General features: G+C 56.7%; 16 protein-coding genes. 14 read left to right on the top strand and 2 right to left on the bottom strand.

Features of this window, described 5'->3' with window-relative positions; all coding sequences use genetic code 11:
- Window positions 1-6: 6 nt before the first annotated feature.
- The 3 genes from Y5S_RS01355 to Y5S_RS01345 all read left to right on the top strand — a co-directional run bounded on the left by Y5S_RS01355 (window position 7) and on the right by Y5S_RS01345 (window position 2,844).
- Window positions 7-1,053 carry a phosphotransferase family protein gene (locus Y5S_RS01355; protein ID WP_035229634.1) on the top strand — a complete coding sequence of 349 codons (1,047 nt, stop codon included), beginning with the start codon at window positions 7-9 and terminating at the stop codon, window positions 1,051-1,053.
- 140 nt (window positions 1,054-1,193) lie between these two features.
- On the top strand, window positions 1,194-1,958 hold the full coding sequence (locus Y5S_RS01350; RefSeq protein WP_035229631.1) for an SDR family oxidoreductase: 765 nt from the start codon (window positions 1,194-1,196) through the stop codon (window positions 1,956-1,958).
- Window positions 1,959-2,073: 115 nt separating this feature from the next.
- A complete protein-coding gene (locus Y5S_RS01345; RefSeq protein WP_035229628.1) occupies window positions 2,074-2,844 on the top strand; it encodes an SDR family NAD(P)-dependent oxidoreductase in 771 nt (256 codons plus the stop codon).
- Between the two features lie 163 nt (window positions 2,845-3,007).
- Here the strand turns inward: Y5S_RS01345 and Y5S_RS01340 are convergent, their stop codons facing one another.
- Complete coding sequence (locus Y5S_RS01340) at window positions 3,008-5,053, bottom strand: TonB-dependent receptor family protein (protein WP_052041309.1); 2,046 nt, start codon at window positions 5,051-5,053, stop codon at window positions 3,008-3,010.
- Between the two features lie 241 nt (window positions 5,054-5,294).
- On the bottom strand, window positions 5,295-6,227 hold the full coding sequence (locus Y5S_RS01335; RefSeq protein ID WP_035229623.1) for a metal-dependent hydrolase: 933 nt from the start codon (window positions 6,225-6,227) through the stop codon (window positions 5,295-5,297).
- A 401-nt stretch (window positions 6,228-6,628) separates the two neighbouring features.
- Between Y5S_RS01335 and pbpC the strand changes: the two genes are divergently transcribed.
- The 11 genes from pbpC to Y5S_RS01280 all read left to right on the top strand — a co-directional run bounded on the left by pbpC (window position 6,629) and on the right by Y5S_RS01280 (window position 21,396).
- Window positions 6,629-8,953, top strand: coding sequence for a penicillin-binding protein 1C (gene pbpC, locus Y5S_RS01330; protein ID WP_052041307.1), 2,325 nt, complete (start codon window positions 6,629-6,631; stop codon window positions 8,951-8,953).
- Window positions 8,954-9,406: 453 nt separating this feature from the next.
- A complete protein-coding gene (locus Y5S_RS01325; protein WP_156107522.1) occupies window positions 9,407-9,874 on the top strand; it encodes a hypothetical protein in 468 nt (155 codons plus the stop codon).
- Between the two features lie 40 nt (window positions 9,875-9,914).
- A complete protein-coding gene (gene tssJ / locus Y5S_RS01320) occupies window positions 9,915-10,358 on the top strand; it encodes a type VI secretion system lipoprotein TssJ (RefSeq protein WP_052041304.1) in 444 nt (147 codons plus the stop codon).
- A 7-nt stretch (window positions 10,359-10,365) separates the two neighbouring features.
- The gene (gene tssK / locus Y5S_RS01315) at window positions 10,366-11,703 is read left to right on the top strand and encodes a type VI secretion system baseplate subunit TssK (protein WP_035229617.1); all 1,338 of its coding nucleotides are present in this window, start codon (window positions 10,366-10,368) and stop codon (window positions 11,701-11,703) included.
- A gap of 2 nt (window positions 11,704-11,705) precedes the next feature.
- Window positions 11,706-12,449 carry a type IVB secretion system protein IcmH/DotU gene (gene icmH / locus Y5S_RS01310; protein WP_052041301.1) on the top strand — a complete coding sequence of 248 codons (744 nt, stop codon included), beginning with the start codon at window positions 11,706-11,708 and terminating at the stop codon, window positions 12,447-12,449.
- A complete protein-coding gene (gene tssM, locus Y5S_RS01305; protein WP_035229616.1) occupies window positions 12,449-16,069 on the top strand; it encodes a type VI secretion system membrane subunit TssM in 3,621 nt (1,206 codons plus the stop codon). Before icmH ends, tssM begins: the two co-directional genes overlap by 1 nt.
- Complete coding sequence (gene tagF, locus Y5S_RS01300) at window positions 16,069-17,097, top strand: type VI secretion system-associated protein TagF (protein WP_035229614.1); 1,029 nt, start codon at window positions 16,069-16,071, stop codon at window positions 17,095-17,097. The genes tssM and tagF overlap by 1 nt, the downstream gene beginning before the upstream one ends.
- Window positions 17,094-18,641: a TssA family type VI secretion system protein gene (locus Y5S_RS01295; RefSeq protein ID WP_035229610.1), complete on the top strand. Its 1,548-nt coding sequence runs from the start codon at window positions 17,094-17,096 to the stop codon at window positions 18,639-18,641. Before tagF ends, Y5S_RS01295 begins: the two co-directional genes overlap by 4 nt.
- A 29-nt stretch (window positions 18,642-18,670) precedes the next feature.
- On the top strand, window positions 18,671-19,183 hold the full coding sequence (gene tssB / locus Y5S_RS01290; RefSeq protein WP_035229608.1) for a type VI secretion system contractile sheath small subunit: 513 nt from the start codon (window positions 18,671-18,673) through the stop codon (window positions 19,181-19,183).
- A gap of 24 nt (window positions 19,184-19,207) precedes the next feature.
- The gene (gene tssC, locus Y5S_RS01285; protein ID WP_035229606.1) at window positions 19,208-20,737 is read left to right on the top strand and encodes a type VI secretion system contractile sheath large subunit; all 1,530 of its coding nucleotides are present in this window, start codon (window positions 19,208-19,210) and stop codon (window positions 20,735-20,737) included.
- Between the two features lie 173 nt (window positions 20,738-20,910).
- On the top strand, window positions 20,911-21,396 hold the full coding sequence (locus Y5S_RS01280) for an Hcp family type VI secretion system effector (RefSeq protein ID WP_035229604.1): 486 nt from the start codon (window positions 20,911-20,913) through the stop codon (window positions 21,394-21,396).
- Window positions 21,397-21,407 lie beyond the last annotated feature (11 nt).

Here is a 21,407-nt window from a genome sequence, read left to right as displayed (position 1 = left end):
AGCTCCATGTCCCAGGTGGATTCACTGGATACCGTAAAACTGGCCGAGTACCTCGAACAGCATATCGAAGGTTTCAAAGGGCCGATCGAGGCTGACAAGTTTGAGGGAGGCCAGTCCAACCCCACCTTCAAGATCACGACCCCATCCGGTGCTTATGTGCTGCGTCGTCAGCCGCCGGGCGAACTACTCAAGTCTGCCCATGCCGTGGATCGCGAATACCGCGTGATGGCCGCTCTCAAGAATACCGAAGTGCCGGTGCCTAATGTGCTGCACCTGTGCGAGGACCGTGATGTCATCGGTTCCATGTTTTATGTGATGGAATTCTGTGAGGGGCGCATCTTCTGGGGGGCAGCGCTGCCAGAGTGTGGCGAAGGTGAGCTGGGCAATGCCACACGAGCGGCCATGTACGACGAAATGAACCGGGTGCTGGCGGCCATGCACAGCGTGGACCTGGAAGCGGCAGGCCTGAGTGACTATGGCAAGCCCGGTAACTACTTTGAGCGTCAGCTGGGCCGTTGGACCAAGCAGTATGCAGCCTCAAAGCTGAAAGATATTCCTGCCATGGATGAACTCATCGCCTGGCTGGAAAAGCACCAGCCCGAAGACGATGGTCAGGTGGCGCTGGCGCACGGCGACTTCCGCCTGGACAACATGATGTGGCACCCCTCCGAACCGAAAGTGATTGCGGTACTGGATTGGGAGCTGTCCACACTGGGGCATCCGCTGGCGGATCTGGCCTACCAGTGCATGGGCATGCGCCTGCCGCAGGGCGATGCCAAGATGGAGGGTATGGCGGGTGTGGATCGCAAAGCGTTGGGTATTCCTACCGAGCAGGAATATGTGCAGATGTACTGCCAGCGTCGTGGTATTGGCAAGATTGATAACTGGGAGTTTTATCTAAGTTTCAGTTTCTTCCGTCTGGCCGCCATTTGTCAGGGTGTCGCCAAGCGGGCGCAAGATGGCAATGCCTCAAGCAAACAAGCCGCCACAGTGGGAGCCATGGTGGAACCACTGGCTAGCATGGCGGTGGATATCATTCATAACGGGGCTTGATGAGTTTCAAGTTACAAGTTGCAAGTTTAAAAAAAATCTAAAAAGAATCGCGGGCAGGGCGTTGCCGTTGCGCAATGTCCCTGCCCGCGTTGCATCTTGTCCCTTGAAACTTGTAACTATTTTCAATGGGAGAGTAAGTGATGAGTACCAAGCTGTTTGATCTGACGGGCAAGATCGCCCTGGTGACCGGTGCCAGCCGTGGCATCGGGGAAGAAATTGCGCGCCTGCTGGCAGAGCAGGGTGCCCACGTGATCGTGTCCAGCCGCAAGCAGGATGACTGCCAGGCCGTGGCGGATGCTATCAAGGCAGAGGGCGGCAGTGCCGAAGCGTTTGCCTGCCATATCGGTGAGATGGCGCAGGTCGACGCGATCTTCGCCCATATTCGCGAGTCCCACGGCAAGCTGGATATCCTGGTCAACAACGCGGCAGCCAACCCGTACTTTGGGCATATCCTCGACACTCCGGTGGATGCCTTCGACAAGACCGTGGATGTGAACCTGCGTGGTTATTTCTACATGTCCGTGAATGGGGCCAAACTGATGCGGGAACACGGTGGTGGCGCTATTGTGAATACTGCTTCCATCAACGGTCTCCATCCGGGTGACATGCAGGGCATTTATTCCATTTCCAAGGCCGCAGTCATCAGCATGACCAAATCCTTTGCCCAGGAATGCGCCCAGTTCAACATCCGCGTGAATGCGTTGCTGCCGGGTCTCACCAAGACCAAGTTCGCCGGCGCCTTGTTCACCAACGATGACATCTACAAGCACGCCATCGCCCAGATCCCCATGCGTCGCCACGCCGAGCCCAAAGAAATGGCCGGCACCGTACTGTATCTGGTGTCCGATGCATCCAGTTATGTCACCGGCGAATGCGTGGTAGTCGACGGCGGTTTTACGATCTGATTACGAGCGAAGCCGCTCCTACAGCGGCTTCGTAGGTAACCGTTCCTATATTGCAGGTTTTCTCGCAGCTCGAAGCTCATAGCTTGCAGCTGTTCGACGAAGGAGAACTCCCCCCATGGATCCGATCCTCGATTTCACCGGAAAAAGCGTTGTCATCACCGGTGCTGCCAGTGGCTTTGGCAAACTGTTGGCCGAAGAGTTGGGCAAACGCGGTGCCTGCCTGGTGCTGGGTGATATCAACACTGATGCCCTCGATTCGGTGGCCGATGCGCTGGCCGGGCAGGGCGTGAAAGTGGCCGCGCTGAAGTGCGACGTGGCCAGCGAAGCGGATTGCAAAGCCATGGTGGATACCGCACTGGCTCAATTTGGTCATCTGGATATGGCGGTGAACAACGCCGGCATCGCCCACGCCTTTGTGCCTTTTGATCAACTCACCGATGAAATACTCGACCAGCAGATCAACATCAACGTGAAGGGCGTGATGTATGGCATGAAGCACCAGATCGCGGCGATGAAGGAAAGCGGCGGAGCCATCGTCAATGTCAGCTCCATGGCGGGCCTGGGCGGCGCTCCCAAAATTGGCGCTTATGCAGCGGCCAAACATGCGGTCATCGGTATGACGAAGACGGCAGCAGTGGAGTACGCGCGCCGGAATATCCGCGTCAATGCGATATGCCCTTTCTATTCCCACACCCCCATGGTGGACGAGGGTGAACTGTCCGAGAACAAGGAAACCGTCCACGCCATGCTTGCCTCCGGCAGCCCCATGAAGCGTCTCGGCCAACCGGAAGAGATCGTCACCGTCATGCTGATGCTGCTATCTCCTGCCAATAGTTATATGACAGGCCAGGCCCTGGCGGTGGATGGGGGCGTGTCGGCGTTTTAAGCCAGACGCGGGATGCGCCGCCTGATGAAAACAGGGGCCTTGTAGGCGTTTGCCTGCAAGCGATTCCCCATCGCCTGCAGACAGGTAGGTTAAGCATGGGGATGCGGGCAGGACGCTTCAGCTCCTGCCTGCCCATCCCTGTATCTTTGTCTGTTCGTCAGGGCTACCAGCCGATCGTCAAGCCTGCATAAAAACCGGTACCAGGCCCCGGTTCAAAATAGCCCCGTGCCTCTACCGGCCGGTCGCTGTTGGCATTGATGCGCAGATTGCTGATGTAGTCACGGTCAAACAGGTTGGTGATGCCGGCAAACAGCGTTAGCGTCTGTTGCTGCTGCCGCCATTCACGCCCTAACCGCATATTAACGATCATCTCGCTACCGACTCGGGTGGTATTGGTGTTCTCCGCATAGCGATGCGAACTGAACAGTCCTTCCAGAGCAGCAAACCATCCGCTGTCGGCCTGCCATTCCACCTGACCATAAAGATGGTGTTCCGGCAGACCTGGTAACCGGTTGCCTTGCACATCGGCGTTCTGTTGTGTGTCGAAAAACTCACGGAATCGAAAATCCGACCAGGTCCACGACAGGGCCAGAGTGAGCTGCTCCGTGGTGGTGTGTTCCAGTCCCAGTTCGATGCCTTCGCGGCGGGTTTCGCCAGCATTCTGGTAAAAGGTTCGACCACCCAGATCATAGGGGGTGATTTCATCGTCCACGTCTACCCGGAACAAGGCCGCTTCATAAAACAGTCGCTGGGTCAGCGCGCCCCTGGCGCCCATTTCCAGATTCAACGCTGTTTGTGGTGCCAGTTCTGGATTAAATCCTCCCGCACCGGAAGGGTTGGCCAGCTCGGTAAAGGTAGGGCTTTCAAACGCGGAACTGATCGTGCTGTAAAGCGTGTGGGCGGGATAGGCCTGCCATGTAAGCCCCGCGCTGTAGCTGATTTCATCAAAGTCGCGGTGACCACTGTTATCACCATCACTGAGAAGGTGATCATCAATGTTCATGCGCAGTCGGTCAGCGCGAGTGCCAATGGTCATCATCAGACTTTCGGTGAGATGGCTGTCCAGTTGCAGGAACACGCCGGTTGCCGTGGCATGCTGATCTTCGTCGGCGGTCCGTGCAGTGATAGCACCGGAGGGGCTGACCGCATGGCGGCTGCGCGCATCTTCCTGCCGGTCAGCATCCAGTCCGAGCAGCATGCGGTGTGGCCTGGCAAACAGGTTGAAGGGCAGGGTGTAATCCAGCCTGGCACCGTAAAACACCCGCTCATAATCGATCAGGCTGCTGCCAGGGAAGGGAAGCTGCTGGCGGAAATCACGCTGGCTCACGAACGCTCTGGCATTGAGTAAACCTCCCGCCAGGGCCTCATCCCGGTAGTGGAGACCCACGCGCTGCTGGTCCACCTCCTGGCCGGCGTCCAGCCGCTCCGCGAATAGGGTTGCCTGACGGGGATCCTCACGAACCTGCTGCCGGGTCAGTCCACCAGGATCATTGGCAAAGGGGGTGTCCATGGCTGTCAAAAACAAGGTAACGGAGCGCGATTCGGGTAGCTGCCAACCGGCCTGGCCGGTGAGCTGGTATCGGCGAACTTCACTTTGCTCGCGGTAGCCGTTGTCACCCAAGGCGGTGAGGCTAAACGCGTGGTGGCCATGCTGATGCTTGCCGCTGGCCTGCACATTTGCCTGCCGGAATGCATCGCTGCCTGCGATCACGGTGGCGCTGGCTGACTCCGTGAACGGTGCTGAAAACGTGGTGATGTCGATAACGCCTCCGGTAGCGTTACCGTAGAGCAGGGAGCTGGGGCCTCGCAGCACCGCCAGCTGGTCGATGCTGAACAGATCAATGCTGTCCAGCTGGGACTGGCCATCGGGTAGCGTTTCCGGGAATCCATCCACATTCAGGCGTAGCCCGCGCACACCAAACGGGGCCCTTGAGCCAAATCCTCGTGAGGAAAGACGCAGCCCTTGGGCAAAGTTATAACGGTTCTGAAGATATAACCCCGGCACACGGTTGAGGCTTTCATCCAGCTGCAGGCGGGGCTGAGCCTGTTGCACCGTTTGTCCGTCCACGATCGTGATTGCCGCTGGCGTATCTGCCAGTGGGCGTTCCATACGGGTACTGGTCACCGTGATCGGCTCCAGCGTGACCGGCTCCGCGAAAGCGGCCAGTGGCAATAACAGTGGCAGAGCAGTAAAACGCAGAAGTTTCATGTATGACATCCATGGCTACGAATGTTGTACATGAGCTGACACAGGAAGCAAATGGGATTCAGTGGCGAGTGACGAGTCACGAGTTTCGAAGAGCAAAAAGCACTGGTGTTCGTTACGGTTTTGTCTTGTGATTTTCGAAACTCGAAACTCGCCCTTAATCCCCATAAACAAAAAGCCGCGCAAGGCGGCTTTCCATTTTTGCTTTTTCTCGCAGCTAGAAGCTAGCCACTCGAAGCTGCTTTTAATGCAGCTTCTTTTTCTTCTTCTGGCTGGCCTGCTCGTGCTGCTCGGTGAGCATGCCTTCGGCACCGAACAGACGCTCGCGCCATTCGTCCAGCAGCGCATCAGTATCGTGCTGGGAAGGGTGGAAGCCCGGCTTGAAGAAATCCAGATACTGCGGCCACAGCTGGGTGAACAGCCCCTTGCGACCGAACAGGAACTTCACGCCTTTCCAGTTGTTGCGCAGGTTCAGCAGTTTGCCGTCAGAAGCCAGCATCTGCGCCTGGAAGACACCGATGACGGCAAAGAAAATTACCGTTACCGGAATCATGGTGCCGGCCCGCAGCAGGTAGTTGCCGCTGACCTTTTCGTACACATCATAGGCCACGGTCTTGTGCTCGTTCTCTTCCAGAGCGTGCCACAACCACAGCTTCAGGGTTTCCGGATCAGCCAGCTCGCGGTGGGATTCGTCCCGCAGCAGCTGCTCGGCAATGATGGCGGTGTAATGCTCAAGGCTCACGGTGGCAGACAGCTGGAAAATCTTCGGGGTGTATTTCTTCACCGCACCCAGCAGCTTGCCCAGGGTTTTGTCCAGCTTCTCGGTAGGGTAGCCGAACTTCTGACCCAGCTCGTTCCAGGCTTCATGCTCTTTACTGTGCATGGCTTCCTGGCCAATAAAACCGGCAACCTGGGCCTTGAGGGTTGGATCAGTGATGTCCTTGCGATAGTGGCGCACAGCCTGCACAAAGAAGTCTTCCCCTTCCGGGAACAGGGTAGAGAGGGTAATCCAGAAGGCACTCAGGAACGGGTCATCCGCGTAAAAATAGCGCTTGGCCGTGTTCTCATCGAACTCGAAGTCCAGACGACGCGGCGGGATGTTGACCGTGGCACCCAGTGGTACCTTCTCGGCCTTTTTCTCGTTCTGCTTGATGGTGTTGGTAGCTGTTGTTGTCATAAATCCTCCTGGCCAACGGTCGTAATATGACCGTTCAATGTCTAACTGTGACATTAATCAATGTAACGATGGTGTCTGTTCGGGACAGAAGGGTAAATGGCACTTTTGCGCCCCGGCTGGGGCGCTAGTGCCAGTACACAAAACAGGCCTTTTTGTGTCTGTTAATGACCGGTCATATCAGGCCGGCTCGATCTCCTGATATAACGCATGGATCTTTGCCCATGACCAGCCGGGTTTCCTGAGGTGTCTCGCGGTATAAGCGGGGGCTATGTGGATAGATACCGGCACCGTCTCCGGGTCGGATTGATGCAGAGCCGGGTTTAGATGAAAGGCCACCTTTTGCTATATTCATCCGCATCCCCCTCCAATTATCAGACAAGCCGACGGAGCCCCCAGGTAACATGACTTTTCGCCGGCGAACTGGATTGTGCGCGTTACTGCTTCTGGCAGCGTCTGTGCTGGCAATACTGCAGTTCCTGCCATTGCCTGAGCGTCTCCATAACACGCCTTACGCCACCCTGATGCTGGATCAGAACGGCCGCATGCTGGATGCGCGTATCGCGGCTGATCAACAATGGCGTTTTGTGCCAGTCGGCAAAGTGCCGGACAAATATCGTCAGGCATTGCTGAACTTTGAAGACAAGCGTTTTCCCTGGCACCCCGGTGTAGACCCCGTCGCCATCGGCAGGGCCGCCTGGCTGAACATGAAAGCGGGCAGGGTGGTCAGTGGCGGGTCCACGCTTACCATGCAGCTGGCACGGCTGCTGCGGGATGACCCGCCGCGCACACTCACGGAAAAAGCCCGAGAGGCGGCGCTGGCATTTCAACTGGAATGGCATTTCAGTAAAGAAGAGATCCTGGGCCACTACGCCAGCCGCGCCCCGTTTGGGGGGAACACCGTTGGCCTGCGAGCCGCCGCCTGGCGTTACTTCCAGCGTGAGCCTGATGCATTGAGTTGGGCAGAAGCGGCCTTGCTGGCAGTGTTGCCCAACGCGCCCTCCTGGATTCATCCCGGTCGCAACCGGGAAAGGCTGAAGCAAAAACGCGATCGTCTGCTGGTGAGTCTGCATGGAGAAGGCCAACTTACCGACCGTGATCTGCAACTGGCATTACTGGAACCGTTACCTCCGCCACCGCCAGCCCTGCCAGCCCTGGCTCCCCACTTGATGAACACGCTTGAAAAAGCCGGTCATGGCAAACTGTTGCAAACCACCCTGGATGCGGCCCTACAGCAACGCGTTGTGGCACTGACCCAACAGCACGGTGAGCGCCTGGAAAGGGAAGGTGTGCACAACCTGTCGGTAGTGGTGATTGATCACCAGCAACAACAGACTCGTGCCTACGTGGGTAATGTCACCCATGGCAATGCGGCGGAGTATGGTGCTGCTGTGGATATTGCAGCCTCCCCACGATCCACCGGCAGTATTCTCAAGCCGCTGTTATATGGCCTGATGCTGGATGGTGGCCAGCTGCTGCCACAAACCCTGATTCCCGATCTGCCTACCAACTATGGAGGCTTCAGCCCGGAGAATCATGATCACTCCTACCGGGGTGTGGTGCCCGCCCACGAAGCACTCAGCCAATCACTCAATATTCCCGCTGTACGCATGCTGCGTGAATATGGCGGTGGTCGATTCCACAGCACCTTGCAGCGCATGGGCATGAGCACACTATTCCGCCCGGCGGAAGATTATGGTTTGACCCTGATCCTCGGTGGCGCAGAGGGGCGGTTGGATGAAATCACCGCTATCTACGCCCGGCTGATGGCCGCAGCCAGTGGCCGTATTCCCCAGCCGTTGACCGTGCTGCGGGATCAGCCGCCAAAGAGTAATCCGCCCTACATGCTGACACCCGGTGCCGCCTGGTTGACCCAACAGGCCTTGCGCGAAGTGGCCCGACCCGGCACCGCAAGGCAATGGCGTCAGTTCAGCTCCAGTCAGCCCATCGCCTGGAAAACCGGTACCAGTTATGGTCTTCGCGACGCCTGGGCAGTCGGCAGCAATGGCCGTTACACCGTGGGGGTGTGGGCGGGCAACGGCAATGGGGAGCCAGCCCCAAGCCTGGGAGGCGCGGCCACCGCAGCACCATTAATGCTGGATGTATTTAGCCTGCTGGGGCCGTCTCCCTGGCCGGAGCCGCCTCTCTCAGAACTGAAAACCGTGCAGGTATGCAAGGACAATGGTTTTCTCGCAGGAGGGCAATGTCAGACTCGCGAGCAATGGGCGCCCAGACTCAGTCATTTCCAAACCGTCACACCTCATCATCTGCGCATTCATCTTGATCGTAATGGCCAGCGGGTACACAGCGGATGCGAAGCGGTGGCCGCCATGCAACATCGCGACTGGTTTGTGCTACCCCCTGCACAGGCCTGGTTCTACCGTCGCCACCATCCGGATTACCGTCCCCTGCCTGCCTGGCGACAGGATTGCGTAGCCGGCGCCCTGTCATTGCAGAGTGAGCCCCCCATGGCACTGGTTTACCCCCATGCGGGCAGCGCCATTTATATCCCTACAGAACTGAACGGCACCCTTGGCCGGGCCGTTTTCCGTGCCGTACACCAAAGCTCGTCCGCTACTCTCTATTGGCATCTGGATGACCGCTTCCTCGGCAAAACCCGCCACTTCCATGAAAAAGCCATCGTCGCCGATCCCGGCTGGCATACTCTGACCCTGGTGGATGATCAGGGCTTCCGCTTGCGCCAGCGCTTCAAGGTACTGGGGCGATAACGTCTGTATCGGAGTGTGGCTTTGTCCGCTTCAGAGGTGGTCCGATCTCGCAATGAAGTCAGTGAAAAGGGGAGCTATGGATTCCAGAAAAAGCACAAAAAAACCATGAAATAAAAAAATCAAACGAAGAAAGTATTAGACGGTAAAAATGCGGCTTGTTTTTACTGCCTGTCTTAATTTCATGTAGGAGATCGCTGACATTAGGCGTGAGAAATAATTCTCCCGGTTGAGATAAACGAGCAGGTGCTCGTGAGACTTTTCACATTAAATGTCGTACGCCCGTTCTTAAATGGTTTAATTAGTACAAAAAAACAGCACTTGATCGTGTGTGCATCACAAAAAAAGAAAAAGCCCCCTTTTTGACAGTCGCGGGCCAGATGGAAAGAATCGCCCCGCACGAATCCGGTCGGTAGTAAACCTTCATCCGAACGGATCCTGAAAATGGGGGAAGGAATGGATTCCACGGCAGCCAGGAAAGGCAGCAGAAAACTCTCCGGTAAATCCGTTCACACCTTGATCGAGGGTGTGGCGCGTCTGGTAGATGGGCAAAAACGTTTCGCTGATGAAATGGGGCTGCCCTATACCCGCATTTTCAATGACGGTTTCGAAGCCTTCAAGAATCAGGACGCCAACAAGGTGATTCTCGAATGGTTGCACTGTAGCGATCAGGGGCAACGTAATCTGGAATTCCTGTTTTCCGACCTGATGGCTCACCAGCTGGCACTGGTTGAGGCTATCTCTGCCATACAGGCAGATTCTCCGCGTAAGGAGCGCCCCTTGGTTGAGCGTCTCCAGAGCTTGTTGGGTGAACGAAACAAGTCAACCGATCAACACCGTCGTCACTACATGGAAGTGACCGCACCTGCTCTGGTGGCGGCCTATGCCCGTGCCCGGGAAGAAGGTAGCGAGTTGCTGCCCTGACGCTATTCCATCCGCCTTCTGGTTTCGGAGAAATTCCGTTATGCGAAAAATGTTTTTCGTGGCTTGGATCTGCCTGCTGGCAGGTTGTGCCGCGCCTTCACTGAAATTCGGCGTGTCTTCCACCGCAGATATCAACCGTAATGAATACGGAGAGCCTTTGGCCGTAGTGGTCAGGATCTACCAGCTCAAGGACCGCCGCAGTTTTGAAAGCGCCAGCTTTGAAGAGCTATGGAAGCAGGACTTCCAGGTGCTGGGTAACGATCTGGTGATGAAAGAAGAGGTCACCATGGACCCCGCCTACCAGCGCCATATCGAACTTCCACGACATGATCAGGCGGAATACCTGGCCGCCATGGCGGTATATCGTCAGCCAGAAGGGGAGAGCTGGCGGGATGTGGACAAGATGCCGGGCAATTTCATTACCCGCCGATTTGATCGGAAAGTGCGCATTACCCTCGAAAAAAATCGTCTGATTCTCGATTGAGGCGTCTATGAGTCAAAAGCGTCAACGCGTGGTCTGGGCCGAAGGCCTGTTTCTTGGCCAACAGCATTTCCAGCAGTGGGATCGCAATCTGCAGCGTGAAATCCATCAGCGTACGGATTTGGCCCGTTCCCATGGTTGGGGAGTCGTCTCTCTGAATCTGCTCGAAGAGCCTTTGGGTATTGGCCAGTGTCGTATCGAATCCCTGTCGGCGATTCTTCCCAATGGCCAATGGGTACAGTTCGATAGCCAGCGTGATGGTGATCCCTTGCTGTGTGATCTTACTGCCGGTGGCGACAGCGTCACCGTATGGTTGGCACAGCCGGACAATGAAAGGGTAACGGGCATCAGTGGTTATCAGGAGCAAGGCCGGCTGTGCGGGTGGCGCGCGGATTATCTGGACATGCCCGATGAGCACGATCCCGCACGAACCCGCGAAGTGATCATTGGTAAACCCAATCTGGTGCTGTTGCGTGGCGATGAAAGTCGTGAGCATTACAGTGCCATTCGCCTCGCCAGCTTCGAGTCCATCGGCGATGGCGCTTATCAGCAAACGGCCAATGTGGTGCCGCCACTGGTTAATCTGAATGCGTGTGAATTGCTGCAAGCCATGGTCCATCGGATCCGTGACCTGATTGCTGCTCGGGTTCGGCTGCTTTCCCAGCAGCGCAATAGCTATGGTGACATTGCCGATATGGGTAACCGTGAGTTGGCCCAGGTGTTGCGCCTGCAGAAGTTGCGCCCCGCGCTGGTTGCTCTGGATCATTACCTGCGTGAAGACGCCAGCCACCCGGAAAGCATCTACCGTACGCTGTCGCAGCTGATTGCCGGGATGTGGGATCTACAACCGGATATGGGCGAGCTGGTGTTGTCTGAATACATGCACACTGACCTGGCCGACGTTTTTTCTTCTCTGGAATCGAGCCTGCGCGCTGCACTGATGCAGGAATCCTCCACCACCAGTACGGCCTTGTCATTGCGTCATGAATTGCCTGCATTGCTGGTTGGAGAAGGCATCCCCTGGCAGGGAATCAATGCTCGTCATCTCTATTTGGGGGTTTACCACGAGGCGGAAAATCCTGAATGGATCATGGAGTTCGGTCGCCAGTGCAAAGCCGGCAGCCGTGATGATCTGGAACTGATTCTGGCCTCGGCCCTGCCGGGTATTCGCTTGAGTCATACACAGCGTCCACCAAACAAACTACCGGTCAAGAGTGGTTTTGAATATTTCCGCGTGGAGCCCGCCGGTGAGTTCTGGCCGCGCGCGGTTGAGGCAGAAAGTCTTGCCGTTTTCCTGCCGGCCCAGTTCCAGAGCTGTCGCTTTGAACTGCTTTGCATCGAGGATTGATCATGAGCAGTGATACGGATATCCACCCCAACACCAACCCCCTGCTGGAAATCACCGCACACCTTTTCGACAGGGTCATGCCATTGCGTGCCGGGGGAAGTGATGCCCCGGACGATCTCCACGAAAAGATCATGGAAGGTTTCGACACCTTCGAACGGCTTGCCTTTGAAAAGCAGATAGCCGCCGCGGATGTCCAGCATGCCAAGTTTGCGCTGGCTGCTTTTATCGATGAGGCAGTGATGGCTTCCTCCTGGCCAAAGCGGATGGAATGGATGTCTGATCCATTGCAGCTAAAGCTGTTTGGTGAGCATCTGGGCGGTGAGGTGTTCTTCGTGCGGCTGGGTGAATTGCGCCAACGTGGAGAACAGAACCGGGATTTGCTGGAGCTCTACTACGTTTGCCTGCAGCTCGGTTTCGAAGGGGTTTACAAGCTGCGCGGCCTGGAAAAATTGATGGCCCTGCAGGTAGATCTGCGTAGCCAGATTGACGGGTTTCATGGCGTGCCGGATCCACGCCTGGCACCCAATGGTGCTGCCAAAGAGCATGTTCTCAGCAGGGTGGGGCGTGAGCTTCCGTACTGGGTTATCGCAACCGTCACCCTCGCCATTATCTTCTTCAGTTATACCGGCTACACGGCTTTCAGCATGCACAGCGCCCGCAATGCCGCGCAGTCCATTGCTGATGAAAGTCAGTCCTTGCGTGCGGCTGCGTCTGTTAGTTCTGATTCCCTGGGAGGGCAATTCTGATGTCTGCCAATGCTGTAGGGGCACTCGTTAAGCGTTATTTATTGTCCCGGGCGGGAAGCTCCCTGATTGGGCTCGTCGCCGTACTGGCGCTGATCTGGTTTGCCGGCCCTCGTCTGGGGCTGACAGGGTCTGCGCGTTATCTGGCCGTGGCCGTGGTGGTAGGTCTGTTTCTGCTGGTGGTCGGCGCGCGCTATCTGCTGGCCCGCCGGCGCGGTAATCAATTGCAACAGGCGCTTGCCAGTGATCAGGGCAACGGTGATGTGGTGGCGCTGCGCGAAAAAATGGATGAGGCCATCTCTTCACTCAAGGCCTCCCAACTGGGCGCAGGCTACCGTGGGGCTGCCGCGTTATATGCGCTGCCCTGGTACATGGTGATTGGTCCCTCCGCTGCGGGCAAAAGTACTTTGCTGCGTAACTCTGGCCTGCATTTCCCCTACTCCGATGCAGATGATCTGCATTTTCAGGGTGTAGGTGGTACCCGGAATTGTGATTGGTGGTTCTCCGACCAGGCGGTGCTGTTAGACACTGCAGGCCGCTATACCACGGAAGATGATGATCATGGGGAGTGGATGGCTTTTCTTGATCTGTTGCGCAAGCAGCGCAAGCAGACGCCTATCAATGGTGTCATCGTTGCCATCAGCGTAGCGGACCTGCTCACAGCAGACAGCGAAGGGCTGGAAAAGCACATCCGTATTATCCGTGATCGACTCAATGAACTGATGGAGCGGTTGGGCCTGTCGTTCCCGGTGTTCATCACGTTTACCAAGTGCGATTTGATCCCCGGCTTTGAAGCCTATTTCGAAGATCTCAGCGACGGTGAGCGGGAGCAGGTCTGGGGCGGTTATCTGCTCGAAGACAATAGCGACCAGGATGCGGCAGAACGTTTTGAAGCGCACACCCGTCAACTGTACGAAAAGCTGTGCGAGTTGCGGCTACGCAAGCTGTCCATGCAGCGTAACCTGGATCGCAAGTCGGCCCTCTACGCCTTCCCCGATCAGTTCCGCGCCGCCGCCGATACCCTGTCCGAATTCGTGCACCTGTTATTTCGGGAAAATCCGTATCAGGAAATGCCCCGTTTTGCCGGGGCCTATTTTACCAGTGGTACCCAGGAAGGTACGCCGCTGACTCGATTGGTAGGTAATCTGCGTCAGGCATTTGGTTTCAGTCAGGCGGAGGGGCCATCGCGCACCACGCCACCGAAGCCTTTCTTCATTCATCGCTTTTTCACAGATGTAGTGATCCCGCTGCAGGGGCTGGCCCACGGCAACCGCAACCGTATTCGTTGGCAGCGTTCCCTGAAAACCGCGGCCATGGGTATGGGGGTTGCTTCCATTGCTGCCACGATGCTGCTGCTGGTGGCGTCCTACGGTGCCAACAAGGTGCTGCTCAATGAAGGCGTACTGCTTAGCCAGAAAGTCAGCCTGGCCATGCAGGATGATCGCTATGACGATGAAGAACAGTTTCTGGTTCTGGAAAAACTCTACCGTCATTACCAGCAGCTGCTTGCCTATGAAAACGACAAGCCCTGGCAGTTCCGTCTGGGGGTTTATACCGGCGATACCCAGATCGATGATGTGGAAAAGATGCTGGTCAGTGGCATGGATGCCTTCTTCCGGGACACGGCTTTCCGTTCATTGGAGTTGTCACTGGAAAATCATGCGCGTACCTGGGAAGCCTCTGATCGTCAGGGCCAGGAAGCACTGCGTGAAGAGTACTACCAGGCACTCAAGAGTTACCTGATGATTGCCCGTGCCCCGCAGAGGATGGATACCGATGTCGCCGTACCGGTACTCAATTACCTCTGGCTGGATCGCAAGGGATTGAATCAAGAACCGGTGTTTGCTGGCGCTACCAACAGCCAGGAGCATGGTCTGTATGGTTTGGTCGAATTTTATCTGGCTTGGCGGGCGCAGCAGGAATCCCCCTGGAAAATGCATCAGGAACGGGTGGATCGCGCCCGCGAACAGCTGCGGACCCCGCCAGACGCCAGCCAGATGTATCACCTGATTGTGTCCAAGGGTGCGACCCAGCTACCGGGTTATGGAATCGACCAGATGCTGGATCGGTCAGCCCTTCGCATGCTGGGGGCACAACAGACGATTCCGGGCATCTATACCCGAGAAGGGTGGGAAAGCTTCGTACAACCCCAAATTGATGAGCGTATTCTCGCCGCCACCAAGGGGGACTGGGTGCTCACGGGACAATACGACCTTCGCGATGGGGAAAATGGTGATGGGGAGCTGATCGATGATGTGCTCGCCAACCAGTTGCGTGGCGAAATTCGTGATCTCTACTTCGAGGATTATGCCCAGCACTGGCGTTCCTTTCTGGCCAGTGTCCGACTGCGCCGCTTTGCGTCCCTGGAGCAAGGGGTAAAGACGCTGGACAAGCTGTCTCGTAGTGGCGGCCCCATTGGTCAATTGATGAAGGTGACAGGCAAGAACCTGCAACTTTATGAGGCTGCCCCTGCCTTGGTGGATGATGCTGCCGTCGCCAATCTGGCAGCAGCACCCCGGCAGACCATCAAGGGGCTGGACGAGCGAACCACGGAATTACGCCGCTTTACCACGGCGGCAGAAGAACGCTCGGTCAGTGAATTGATTCACCAATACCTGCTGATTGTCTCCACCCTGAAAAGCGACATGGAAAAGCTGGCCCTGTCGGTGGACATCGGGCGACAGGCGGAATCCTATGCAGGCAGCATCCTTGGTCGTGGTGGTTCGGAAACGGAACTCTACAAGAGCTGGGTGACCATGAGCAGCCTGCTCGGTAGCACCGATGCGCCGACCCGTGATGCGCTGCGCCCCTTGTTTGAAGGTGTGATCCGGGAAAGCTGGCGCAATGTGCTGCTCGAAGCCCGCAACGGCATTGCCGAGCAATGGCAGGAAGAAGTAGCAGGAATCTTTGATAGTCGCCTGAAGAACCGTTTCCCCTTCAATGAAGATGGACAGGACGCGACCCTCGATGACATGGCGGACTTCTTCCAGCCTGGCAATGGTCGCCTGTGGCGGTTTGTGGATGACAGCCTTAGTCCCTTTATTGACCGCTCCCGTCGCGGCTGGGAAGAAAAGCAGTGGCTGGATCAGGGGCTGGGTCTCTCCCGTGAATTCATGGGTAGCTTGGCGTCTGCCCATGTGATTACCGAGAGTCTCTTCGGCCGCGGTGGTCGTCGCCCCGAAATGAGCTTCTATCTCTATCCGGTTCCCGCCAAAGGTGTCAGCGAAATCATGCTGGAAACCAGCGGTCAGTCCTATCGTTACCGCAACGGTCCTCAGGAATGGCGTCGGTTCTCCTGGCCGGGTGATGACAACACGCCAAGCGCGAAGGTGGCGGGGGTGTCCCGGCGTGGCCAGATCCGCGATGAGATTAGGGTAAGTGGCCCCTGGGCATTGTTCCGCCTGTTAAATGAGGCTTCCATCTCCCGTTCCAGCAGCTCGGAGTTTGTGCTGCAGTGGGAGTTGAATGGTGGCGTTAGTGAGCCGCTGCTGGTGCGCTACCGGCTGCGCGCAGACCGTCAGGCCAACGTGTTCAATCGCCGAGTGTTGAGCCGTTTCCAGCTTCCCCACAAGATGCTGCGTCCGCTCATGCCATCGGCGGGCAGTGTGCTGGAGGCGGGCTGATGCTGGGATTTTTGAAAGCGAACAAGGTGGCCAGCCCGGCGCCTCAGAAGCCGGCGAAAACCCCCATTGCCGCTTTTGGCAAGCTGCCAATCCGTGCTGATTTCATCAAGCTGAACGTGAAAGAACGTGAGTTTCGTGAACTGGACGAATGGATTCAGGAAGGCTACTCGCTGATCTCGCGTCGCTATAACGGTAGTGATGATGAGCAGCGCCTCAGTCAGGCGGGGATTCACCATCTGGTATTTTCCGCCACCGACAATCGTCGTTGCGTGCTGGCCACGATCGGGCCGGGAGGAGACCGCAGCGGCCGCTGGTATCCGTTCTTGATCAGCGCAGTGGCTGGACAGGCCTACCTGCGTCAGGCCCAGGCGGCCGTGCCTCTCATTTATGCGCGTTTTCTGGACGATTCCCACAAGGTGCTGAAGCAGAAGTGGGGTACAGAGCCATTGGAAACCCTGTTGGGGCAACTGGAAACCATTGCCAGTGAGTGTGATCAGGCACAGCGGGCCCAGGCTGTGGAGCAGGAGCTGGGGTTATTGCGCAGTACCAACGTTGTGGTAATGCACGATCTGGCAAGTCAATTCGGTGAACCTGTCGCCTTTTATCAGGCCGCCATTGAGTTAATCAGCAATGTGATGCGCCGTGGCCCTGCACGGGTGCATTGGGGAGTTCGCCTACCGATTCCGGCGGGCGAACATGGCATGGCCGGGCTGGTGTTCTGGTTACGCTTGCTAGATAGCCTGTTGGGGCGTTCCAGTCAGGCCAATGTGATCTGGCATTGGGGTGATACAGCGCCAGGAGCAGATGCACAGGATCCGGGTGAGGTGACCGTGTTTTTCCGCCGGGTACCTGCCAGTTATCTGCCGCACCTGTTTGACCGGCAATTGCGTGACGGTAATGTGCAGTCGCTCCAGGAGCTGCTGGATAACCCGTTGGCTCCGACTCAGCGAGCCCGTGATCTGGCTGCACTGGAGCAGGGAACTCTGCTGGATCTGCTCAGCCGTTTTGTCAGTGGAGGTTGGGCATGACCGATACTGCGACGCTGTCTCTTGTTGAGCTTGTGCAAACCTGGCAAGACAAACCCGCCGGTGAAGACCCCCGCTATAGCGACAGCTTTGCCCAACTGCGTGCCGAGGTGGAAAAGCTGGCCGGGAATGATTTCCCGCGCATTCGTGAACAGGGTGAAAAATTGCTCTCCGAGCAGGCTCTGGACATGAGAGTACTGGCCTATACCTCTTTGGCCTGCACCTATCTTGAGGGTGCTCGAGGTCTGGCCGACGCTCTCGATGCCTGGTGCTGGTTGATCCAGCATGCCTGGATCGGCGCCACGGTCAGTTGTCATCCAGCTCGGGAAAATGGCCGTGTCAGTGCGATTACCTGGCTACAGCAGGAGCGGCTGGCAACCTATCTGTCCGGGCAACCCAGTGATGCGTCGGAGTTGGCGGCGTTGTCGGAAAAGCTGGATCAGTTCCACTCGTTGCTGGCAGAAAAACTGCCAGAGCCGATCCGCCTGAAAGCGGTGGAACGTTGGCTGGACAATCAGAAACAGAATGCGCAGCCCTCTCAAGCAGTGGCATCTCAGCCGCAAGCTGAGTCTAAATCCCAACCGGCGACTAGGGAGACTGAGGTCTCTACCTCCACCCCTACATCCACGCCAACGCCCCCGGCCAGTCAACCACCGGCAGCTCCGATATCGGGTGCTGACCTGGTTATCAAAAGCGAGCAACAGGAAGAAAAAGCGCTGCGCGATCTGCTGGCCTGGTATCGGCAGGAAAGACGTTTTGAACCCATGGTCAGGCTGTCGCGCACCCTGCGCTGGAGTGGCCTGGTGATCCCGCCGGCGGAGGGCAATCAGACACGTGTACCGGCTCCTCGTGCCGCTTCTCTGAATGCCATCCAGCATGCCGCCAGTCAGGGAGATGCTGGTGAAGTCTTGCTGGCAGCGGAAAAGGCGTTTCTGGAACCCGGCGGGCAGTACTGCCTGCTGATACAGAAAGCTGCTGCCGATGCTGCTACAGCATTGGGGCAGGCAGCTCTGGCAGCCTTGATTCAACGGGAAACGGTGGCCCTGGTAGAGCGGTTGCGAGGACTGATGGCCTTGCAGTTCGCGGACGGTTCTCCCTTCGTGGAAGGCGATACCCGTAACTGGCTGGAAGGCCTGTTGTCTTCCACTACGGAAAGCCACGGCGAGGAAGCTTCACGGTGGGCTGAAGTGGCACTGGAAGCGGGTGTGGTCTGCAACCAGTCCGGGTTGGCAGATGGACTCAAGGTCATCGATGCGATGGCCACCCGTGGCCGTCGTGAGCGCACCGAGCAGGATCTGTTGAAAGCCGAGCTATGCCTGGCCAATCAGCGCAGTGAGCTGGCTGTGCCGTTGCTGGAAGCCGTGGCCGAACGACTGGACGATCACGGCATTGCGGCCTGGGAGCCGGGATTTGCAGTACGGGTCTGGCGTTTGCTGCAGCAGGCGTTGCGTGCACGGGGAGACGGTGCGGATATCCAGCACCGGATTGATCAGATCAGCCACTACATCAGCCGCACGGATATCCGCGCAGCGGCTGCCATTCTCTAAACCTGATACGGATTATTGACGAGGGAATCATGTCAAAAAGCTTTCAAAACGAAGTCCCGCGCTCACGGGTCAACATCACCCTGGATCTGGAAACCGGTGGGGCGAAGAAAAAACTGGAATTGCCGCTGAAGTTGCTGGTGATGGGCGACTACAGCAATGGTCAATCCGAAGGCCGTATGGCAGAGCGCGAGCGGGTACGCATCGATCGCAACAACATCAACGATGTACTCAAGGACATGGCTCCCCGCGTGAGCTACACCGTGGAAAACAAGCTCCGGGAAGATGGTTCTGAAATTGCGGTGGATCTGAGCTTCGAGAGCTTCAAGTCGTTCAAACCGGAGTCTGTGGCACAGAACATTCCCCAGCTCAACGACATGCTGGCCATGCGCAGCCTGCTCAAGGATCTCAAGTCCAACCTGCTGGATAACAGCAAGTTCCGCCGTGAACTGGAACGCATCGTCAAGAACCAGCCGGAGCTGGAAGCCCTGATGACCCAACTGCAAGACCTGGTGCCCCTGGAAGGGGAAGACACCTCCCGCTAAATCCCCCCTTCAAGGAGTGAAGCAATGAACAGCCAGACACAGCAGCAGTCCGCCAAGGTGGTGGAAACCCGTGACGATGCCAGCATCTATGAGCGTCTGTGCAGCATGGTGGATATCAATCCGGTAGCGGAACCCCTGCGTCTTAATACCTTTCATCACAGTGAGAACCTGGCAGAAGTACCGCTGGAGCAACGTCTGACCGCCGCGCTGCAGGTCTTTCTCGATCTGGCCAGTCGCAGTGATCGCTTCGAGCGTATCGACAAGACCCTGCTGGACGAATACATCGCGAGAATTGATAGCGCGATTAGCGAGCAGCTTGATGCAGTTATGCATCACCCGGAATTCCAGAAAGTGGAATCCGCCTGGAGTTCCCTGAAATTCCTGGTAGATCGTGCCGATCCAAAAGCGAATATCCGTGTCGAACTACTGGATGCCAGCAAGGATGATCTGGCCGAGGACTTTGAAGACGTACCCGATGTTACCCAGTCAGGCCTGTTCAACCATCTCTATACCCAGGAATACGACACTCCCGGCGGCGAGCCCATGTCGGCGGTAATTTCCAATTTCGAGTTTGACTGTTCAGCGGCAGATATTTCCTTGCTGACAGAAATCTCCCGGGTGGCTGCCGCTTCACACTGTCCTTTCCTGGGCAGTGTCGGCAGCAAATTCTTTGGCAAGGATGCTATTGAGGAAGTCCCCAAGATTCAGGACATCGGTAGCTACCTGGAGAAAGCAGAGTACACCCGCTGGCGCAGTTTCCGCGACAGTGAAGATTCCCGCTATGTGGGGCTGGTGATGCCGCGTTTCCTGCTGCGTCTCCCTTATGGAGAAAGCAATCCGGTACGCCTGTTTAACTACCAGGAAGATGTGGCCGGCCAGGATCATGAAAAATACCTGTGGGGTAATGCCACCTTTGCATTTGCTTCCAACATGGCACGCAGCTTCAAGCAATATGGCTGGACCGTGAATATTCGCGGCCCGGAAGCGGGTGGCAAGCTGGAAAACCTGCCGCTGCATCACTACGACGTGGGGCGCGGTACCCAGGCGAAGATTCCCACCGAAATCCTGATTTCTGAAACCAAGGAGCTGGATTTTGCCGAAGAAGGCTTTATTCCGCTGAGTTTCTACAAAAACAGTGATTACGCCTGCTTCTTTTCCGCCAATTCCGCACAGAAGCCTGCGGAATATACGACAAAAGAAGCCACCGCTAACTCACGCATTAATTCGCGTTTGCCTTACATTTTTCTGGTGTCACGTCTGGCACATTATCTCAAGGTGTTGCAGCGCGAAAATATCGGTGCCAGCAAATCCCGCCAGGAACTGGAAAACGAACTCAACGACTGGTTGCAGGGGCTGGTCACCAAGATGAACAACCCCGACCCGGAACTGGTGGCCAACTTCCCGTTGCAGGATGGCTTTGTGCGCGTGCATGACATCCCTGAAAACCCGGGTTACTACCGGGTGGACATGGCGGTGATGCCGCATTTCCAGATCGAAGGTGTGGATGTACGACTGTCACTGGTATCGCAGCTGCCCGCAGGCAAGGAAGGCTGATTTTATCTGTCTTTCTCACAGCACGCGCACCCCAAGCCATCAGGTTGGTATGGCCGGGAAGGGGAGGGGTGTGTGGCCTGCCTGGCCTTTATAAAGGCCAGGCAGGCACACGGAAACCTGAACGGATTCGGGTTTGGGTTTCTGAAAATCAAACTGACCAGGAGGTTAATTTTATGGCGATTCCTGCCTATATGTGGATCAAGGATGATCAGGGGAGCGAAATCGGGGGCTCAGTAAGCATTGCCGATCGTGAAGGCAGCATTGAAGTGCTGCATTTCGATCATGAACTGCGTATCCCCACTGACGGTGATACCGGTGCGCTTACCGGCACCCGCAAGCACGAACCCTTTGTTTTCACCAAGGGTTTCGACAGCGCCTCACCGTATCTGTACAAGGCCTGCAGTAACGGCCAGACCCTCAAGGAACTGGTGCTGCGCTGGTACCGCATCGACGATACCGGTACGGAAAAGGAATATTTCCGTCACACCCTCAAGGACGTGAAGATCACTTCCGTGAAACCGGTGATGCATAACGTGAAAGACATCGACAAGGAAAGCTACCCGCACCTTGAAGAAGTCTCTGCCCGCTATGCCAGCATCACCTGGACCTTTGTGGACGGCAATATCGAGTTTTCCGACTCCTGGACGGAAGGCCGATAAGCTGCTCGGGC

The sequence above is a fragment of the Alcanivorax nanhaiticus genome, from assembly GCF_000756665.1.
Taxonomy (GTDB): Bacteria; Pseudomonadota; Gammaproteobacteria; order Pseudomonadales; family Alcanivoracaceae; genus Alcanivorax; species Alcanivorax nanhaiticus.
This window is presented reverse-complemented; position numbering and strand designations above follow the sequence as displayed.

What these genes read in the sequence shown, in the direction of transcription:
- tssJ (WP_052041304.1), top strand. Translation starts at nt 9,915, where the DNA reads ATGCGAAAAATGTTTTTCGTGGCTTGGATCTGCCTGCTGGCAGGTTGT.
- tagF (WP_035229614.1), top strand. Translation starts at nt 16,069, where the DNA reads ATGCTGGGATTTTTGAAAGCGAACAAGGTGGCCAGCCCGGCGCCTCAG.
- tssC (WP_035229606.1), top strand. Translation starts at nt 19,208, where the DNA reads ATGAACAGCCAGACACAGCAGCAGTCCGCCAAGGTGGTGGAAACCCGT.
- Y5S_RS01350 (WP_035229631.1), top strand. Translation starts at nt 1,194, where the DNA reads ATGAGTACCAAGCTGTTTGATCTGACGGGCAAGATCGCCCTGGTGACC.
- icmH (WP_052041301.1), top strand. Translation starts at nt 11,706, where the DNA reads ATGAGCAGTGATACGGATATCCACCCCAACACCAACCCCCTGCTGGAA.
- tssM (WP_035229616.1), top strand. Translation starts at nt 12,449, where the DNA reads ATGTCTGCCAATGCTGTAGGGGCACTCGTTAAGCGTTATTTATTGTCC.
- Y5S_RS01325 (WP_156107522.1), top strand. Translation starts at nt 9,407, where the DNA reads ATGGATTCCACGGCAGCCAGGAAAGGCAGCAGAAAACTCTCCGGTAAA.
- tssK (WP_035229617.1), top strand. Translation starts at nt 10,366, where the DNA reads ATGAGTCAAAAGCGTCAACGCGTGGTCTGGGCCGAAGGCCTGTTTCTT.
- Y5S_RS01335 (WP_035229623.1), bottom strand. Translation starts at nt 6,227, where the DNA reads ATGACAACAACAGCTACCAACACCATCAAGCAGAACGAGAAAAAGGCC.
- Y5S_RS01295 (WP_035229610.1), top strand. Translation starts at nt 17,094, where the DNA reads ATGACCGATACTGCGACGCTGTCTCTTGTTGAGCTTGTGCAAACCTGG.
- Y5S_RS01345 (WP_035229628.1), top strand. Translation starts at nt 2,074, where the DNA reads ATGGATCCGATCCTCGATTTCACCGGAAAAAGCGTTGTCATCACCGGT.
- Y5S_RS01280 (WP_035229604.1), top strand. Translation starts at nt 20,911, where the DNA reads ATGGCGATTCCTGCCTATATGTGGATCAAGGATGATCAGGGGAGCGAA.
- tssB (WP_035229608.1), top strand. Translation starts at nt 18,671, where the DNA reads ATGTCAAAAAGCTTTCAAAACGAAGTCCCGCGCTCACGGGTCAACATC.
- Y5S_RS01340 (WP_052041309.1), bottom strand. Translation starts at nt 5,053, where the DNA reads ATGAAACTTCTGCGTTTTACTGCTCTGCCACTGTTATTGCCACTGGCC.
- pbpC (WP_052041307.1), top strand. Translation starts at nt 6,629, where the DNA reads ATGACTTTTCGCCGGCGAACTGGATTGTGCGCGTTACTGCTTCTGGCA.
- Y5S_RS01355 (WP_035229634.1), top strand. Translation starts at nt 7, where the DNA reads ATGTCCCAGGTGGATTCACTGGATACCGTAAAACTGGCCGAGTACCTC.